The organism is Allobosea sp. P4_C6 (genome assembly GCF_056402015.1).
Window position 1 is genome coordinate 1 of record NZ_JBFUIF010000106.1, and the last position, 5,301, is coordinate 5,301.

General features: G+C 57.8%; 5 protein-coding genes. 2 read left to right on the forward strand and 3 right to left on the reverse strand.

The window, feature by feature from the left end; genetic code table 11:
• Positions 1-288 (forward strand): hypothetical protein (locus AC1DVA_RS26135; protein WP_476807814.1); only part of this gene is annotated, 288 nt, incomplete at its 5' end.
• Between the two features lie 1,054 nt (positions 289-1,342).
• On the opposite strand, the gene AC1DVA_RS26140 is transcribed toward AC1DVA_RS26135, so the two are convergent.
• A complete protein-coding gene (locus AC1DVA_RS26140; protein ID WP_476807815.1) occupies positions 1,343-2,353 on the reverse strand; it encodes a caspase family protein in 1,011 nt (336 codons plus the stop codon).
• 801 nt (positions 2,354-3,154) lie between these two features.
• Between AC1DVA_RS26140 and AC1DVA_RS26145 the strand changes: the two genes are divergently transcribed.
• On the forward strand, positions 3,155-3,715 hold the full coding sequence (locus AC1DVA_RS26145; RefSeq protein WP_476807816.1) for a L,D-transpeptidase: 561 nt from the start codon (positions 3,155-3,157) through the stop codon (positions 3,713-3,715).
• A gap of 48 nt (positions 3,716-3,763) precedes the next feature.
• Here the strand turns inward: AC1DVA_RS26145 and AC1DVA_RS26150 are convergent, their stop codons facing one another.
• Together AC1DVA_RS26150 and AC1DVA_RS26155 are read right to left on the reverse strand one after the other, a co-directional pair.
• Positions 3,764-4,126 (reverse strand): hypothetical protein, encoded by a 363-nt coding sequence (locus tag AC1DVA_RS26150; protein WP_476807817.1) that lies wholly within the window; start codon positions 4,124-4,126, stop codon positions 3,764-3,766.
• Positions 4,123-5,184, reverse strand: a complete 1,062-nt coding sequence (locus AC1DVA_RS26155; protein WP_476807818.1) for a winged helix-turn-helix domain-containing protein — start codon at positions 5,182-5,184, stop codon at positions 4,123-4,125. Before AC1DVA_RS26155 ends, AC1DVA_RS26150 begins: the two co-directional genes overlap by 4 nt.
• Positions 5,185-5,301: the final 117 nt, after the last annotated feature.

Sequence of the window (5,301 nt, forward strand, 5' to 3'; positions counted from 1 at the left end):
TCCCATGCCGGCGGCCCGGCTTTCACCTGTCGGTCCTGCAAGCGCATCGCCTATCCATCGCAGAACGAGGACAAGCGCTATCTATCGGTGCGGCGAGCGCAGCGGATCCGGGAGAGCCTGGGCGGTTCGCCCAACCTCACGCTGTCATTCCCGCCCAAGCCGAAGGGGATGCACTGGACGACCTATGACCGCGCCCACGCGACAGCAATGGCGCTCGAGCAGCGCAGCCTGGCCAGCATGGCAGCGACAGTGGAGAAGATACGGCGTCGATGCGCGGCACGGGGCTAATTTCAGACCGCGAGGCGCCGCAGGCACCTACGCCCCCGCACTTCCGCTACTTTCCCCCTGCAGAGACGGGTCAGATGATGGGGTCGGCGCGGCTGCCTGGGGATGTCGTCGCTCACGACACTCGTGCCCGGCCCCTCGTCTGGTTGACAGCGAGCCGGGCCTCGGCGTCGGCAATAGCCTGGCGCTGGGCCGCATTCAGAAACCTCGTCTCGCCAAATAGATTCAGCGTCCACTATCCCGACAGCTTTCAGTCACCTGTACCGAAGGCATGAGCAGGCTGGAAGATAACACTTCCTGCCGTGGCCGGGGCGTCCGAGGCGACGCATCCAACTACCGAACGGGCAGCATCTATGATGCCGCGCTCCCAACGAGGAGGGTGGGCTACGGTTCCGTCAAGAGCAGCGTGTCCACCTGCAACTTGCTCTTGTCCCCAGGTCGTGGTTCATTGACGTTAGGTCAATTTGTTGCATCCGCTTTGCCGCGCGCGAGGTCAACATGAACCCTCGTTGGTCTGTCGGGCTCATATCGGTGCTCATGATCTCGTCATCGGGACTGTCCGCCCAAACGCTTCGATTCTCTGACTTTGAGGGATATTCCGTCGTCGCCGAATATGAAGAAGAAGTTGTGACTCGGCGGAGGGGTAGCTTTCGGGCCACGTGGCGGGACCGGGTGTACTTCTCAACAAAAGGCAGAATCTTCCATCGGTTTCAGCGGCAAGACTCCCGCCCGAATCGAGATCGAGATGTTGAGAATGTGGGAGATGAGGACGGGCTATCGGAGGACAAAAAATCAGTCTTCCGGTGGTCCGGTGACGGGATAACGCGGGAGTGGACGAACAACCGAGGAATTCGCATCCGCCAGTCGATTGCGATTTCAAGATCGGGTGATGGGTTCGCCTGCCGCGTGTCAATCGATCGCTCGTCCATAAGGGGCAGTGTTGTACCCATCGGTCGATCGTGCCGCGTTTTTAAGGGAAACGTGCTTGCGGGGTGAGCGGCGCAGGGCACGGCCGTGCCCTTAGCCTGTCTTCTGGCCATCGTAGGCGTAGCCTCGACTACTCGCAGTGTGTCGTTCCGCCGAATGAGAAACATTTCGGCGATGAAGCTCTGCTGGCCCGTGAGGGGTTAGGCTTTGCAGATGGCTTACTCTGCAAGCGGCTGCTTTGGCGCAATTTGACAGGCGGTTGGGGTTTCGCATGGGAAGGCGGCGCAGCCGCCGGCACACGGTCCGGCGGGAGGGCAGTTGGGGCGGGTATGGGCGCTACGGCTGGGCCTACGAGGGGCTTGAAATAGAAGGCTTCGTTGGGGAGCGAGCCATAAACAAACGGCTCCTGCTGCTTGTTGGTTAGTGCGAGAACATCGTCTCGCACGGCTCTGAACACCATATTTATCTCAAGACCAGGTTCGCTCATGCGCTTGGTCAAAGCGGTCACGAACGGACTATTATCTGTTTGGCCGTCGAGTGCGACCTGGCCGGCCTTAGCGGCATAAGCTACAAGAGTTCCGCCTTCCGGTTCGACGCGCCCCAGACCACGGCTTAGAGATCGACTGGCAACTGTTCGGGTCATCGATCTGAGGAAAGGGTTATCCCGACAGGCGTCCAATATGATGAGACGCAGCTTCCGGGCGCCATCGATGCTGGCAAGCACCTGCTCCAATGGCAAGGCTTCAAACACAGCATCTCTTTCGTTCGCCAGCCGGGCATCGACTGGAATGAGATAGTTTGTGCCACCGAGCTCAATCCCGTGGCCCGCATAGTAGACGACGGCCCAATCTGCCTTCGCGGCCTCGGTGCTGAAATCACGCAAGCTACGCCGCATGCTGACCGAATCCGCATCACTCGTGACGATTACTTTAGTGAAGCCGATCTCTCGCAACGTGCGCGCGATCAGATCGGCGTCACGCTGGGCATTTGGCAGGCGGCTGCCTGCCGCATATGTGCTGTTACCTATAACGAGGCCGATTCGAACCTCGCCGTTCTGGGCCGAGGCGAGTGTCGCTTCAAAAAGAGCCAATGGGATCAACAGCAGGCGAAGTAGCAGTTGCATCCGGCGCCCCTCAATCATGACGGCCTTCCCTAMGATACATTTCCTTCTCGGCGAGGCATMGCCATCACMGATTTTGYCTTAGGMGYACCAGGGCTYACGGCWGCCGCCCGRARWTATTTMWGGCWTTYTAGRGCGCCAWSCCGAGCAAAAATAGGAAATTCCGAGCGATGATGAATGGATATTGCCWTTCGTAACCCGGCARCTCTGTCGTATTAAGYGGCTTTCTACGCCTATGCCGWAYCGTTCTATWGMGGCTCGACAKGTATAGCCSTCGCGAGATCTATTGATYAGRATAGAKTATCGAAATCGAGTGCGGCTYCTGATCCATTCCCGTACCAGASCCTGTTCGCCCCATCGAAAYTGACCGGTTTGGTTTAAGTCGGATCCCACCACACCAGATACCGTRTCYTGGTTGTAGTCGCTAGGGCGTAAGAAACTTTGCTGTTTACTGGAGTGGAATAGACGACCTTTTGTCGATATGTAGATTTTGTCTCTCCAAAAATATGGCACCTGTGTACTTCCGGATTGAGAGATGCCCTCAACATATTCGATGGATATCGAATGTCCTTCGAGGTCGTTCAGGCTTATGTTTTGGGCGTGAGCCAGGGATGCTGTCGCCGCTAGGAGGGCCAGCACTATTGGATTTCGCGTAATCATAATCGGATCTCACGCTCCTCTTGCCACGTCCTGTTCCGATTTTTACCCTTATTGCGCAATGCAAGATGCATTTTCTTATCCACTCGCCATAGCCGACATATCCGGGACCGGGCCTGATGACGATGGCTTGCGGATGGTTATCGGAGTAATTTACTCTGGGGAATGTCGAAAGATGAAATACCTTCTATGGAGAAATTTATGGGCCAATCGTCCTCTCCCAGCCACTATCTCGTGTATTTGATTGGCCAGCAGCGCCTTTACGGCATCGTAAACGGCAAGAAATTTGATATAAAGGCGTTTTCCGGCGGAGGAAGAGGAAGTATCGCCGGAAGAGATGACCATTCGGAGGCTACTTTTGATTATCGTGTAAAAGAAATATCTAAATCATTTGGACAGCGTGGCGGACCTATACCTCCAGGAGTTTATACAGTTCAGCGAAGTGAAAAAAATCCTACCCTCGGAATATCCAATAAGCTGGTATCGCAAACAGCGCATTTAAAGACCAAGACCCGCGGTTACTCTTTCCCTGGAGGCTTTTACATTCATGGAACAGGCCGTTTAGGAAGCGATGGGTGCATCGTTCCGGCAGTACCGCAGGAACGCATGGCATTGGTGGCTCAAATCGATAAAGTCGCTCCCTTAAAGCTTTGGGTCCAGCTAAGCTTGACCACGCCGACGCGCGAGGAACTGCTCAAAGCATTGGTCGGCCCGGCAAGGGCTTAACGCGAGCGAAAAGCTTCCCAGCGGCCGGCTCGAGAGTTGCGGGGAGTTTTACGCTGCTGGTCTTGGCCACTCTGGATCGAGTGAGACGGATTCGCCGTCCGAGCCATAAACAGCGATGCCATTGTGGCCGCCGAATACGCGGCACGCCGCCGCCGCGACGCTGTGAGCGATACCGGCGGTGCTATGCTCTCCCTCCTGCCGCAGCCAGACATTGAAGGCAGGAGACGCCTTGCTGTTGCACTCTATGCGCTTGATCTTCGCCAGCGCTGCCGCGCCCCACATGAGCCCGAGCATGGATCTCATGCCGTCCAGCTCGTGCTTCAGATCGTGGCGGCTGGCGACCGCGATATGATCGGCCGGATTGCGAGGACGGCGCACAATGCGGCGTTGGGGAAATTCGACCACGCTCATGCCGCGGCCCTCCGCTTGCGCCAGTTGCTGACAGTCTGTGGACTGACGCCGCACCTCCGGGCAATCGCCCGGTCGGTCATCTCGGGATCAGTGTCCAACATAGACAGCACGTCGCGCTGTTTGTCGGCATTGGTGCGGCGAAGGTGGGATTTATCAACGCCGCGCTCGGCGGCAGCAGCGGTATGGCTGCCCTCACTCTTATTGTTGCCCTGTCCATTTTGAGCAGCCTTCTCGAATTGGCGGGATAGGGCGGCGAAGTCGAGCGAGAGACAATCGGCAAGGTTTCGGTCTTCTTTGATGCCCCGCGTTACTTCCATAATGGAAACCCGCGATAGCCACCGCAGGCGGGTTCGTACGCCCTCAACGGTTGGGTCGGACATCGTGTCCAACAGATGCTCTAGCCCGTCCTTTCTCGCCCTGATGTGGCGGGGCGTGTCCCAATGCTCATCCATCGTGGCGCGGTCGTCATCGAGCTGAAGCCAGTCGCAGTATTCCTCCCAGACAGCAGCGAGTGTCGTCGGGAAAGGGAATGCGCCTCGCAACGCCTCCCAGAGACGGGCCGTAGGCTCGCCAACCGTCCAACCAGCATAGCCCTTAATGTAGGAACCGCCGCCCGCGTGTAGCTCGGCATAGTCCGCCAATGAAGCCAGAGCCTCGCGCAACGACGCTTCGCGTTCGGTCTCAGCGAAAACCGCGTCTTCGGAGCCATAGCGCGCCAGAATGCCGGCGATGTCGATTTTGCGACGTGCTGCCGCAATTTCCGCGTCCTTCGCTTTCCTCGCTTTGTATCCAGGCTCACGGTCTTCGCACCAGTCGTCGAATCCCCGAAAGATATCGCGCCAGTCTGATGAGGGCTGTGCGGCGAATGCCTGCGACTTCGGCTTGCTGTCCATCTTGGACACAGCCTGCTTGAGCGTCATCCCAGCTCGAACTGCCATGGCTTCAGCACGAGTGCGAGCAGCATGCCGCTCACCCTCCGTCGCGCCTTGGCTCATGAGCCGATGGACCTTGGCAAACTTGTCCATGTCCAATTTGGACGCCTGTGCGTGAATCGTCATCGTGCGTCCTCTCAAGCCGAGCGGCGGTTGGTGTTGGCAGCAGAGGTTTCCTGCCCCTGAGCGCGGTAGCTTCCGGCCGCAACGTCGAAGCGACGAGAATCGGTCATGAACCAGAAC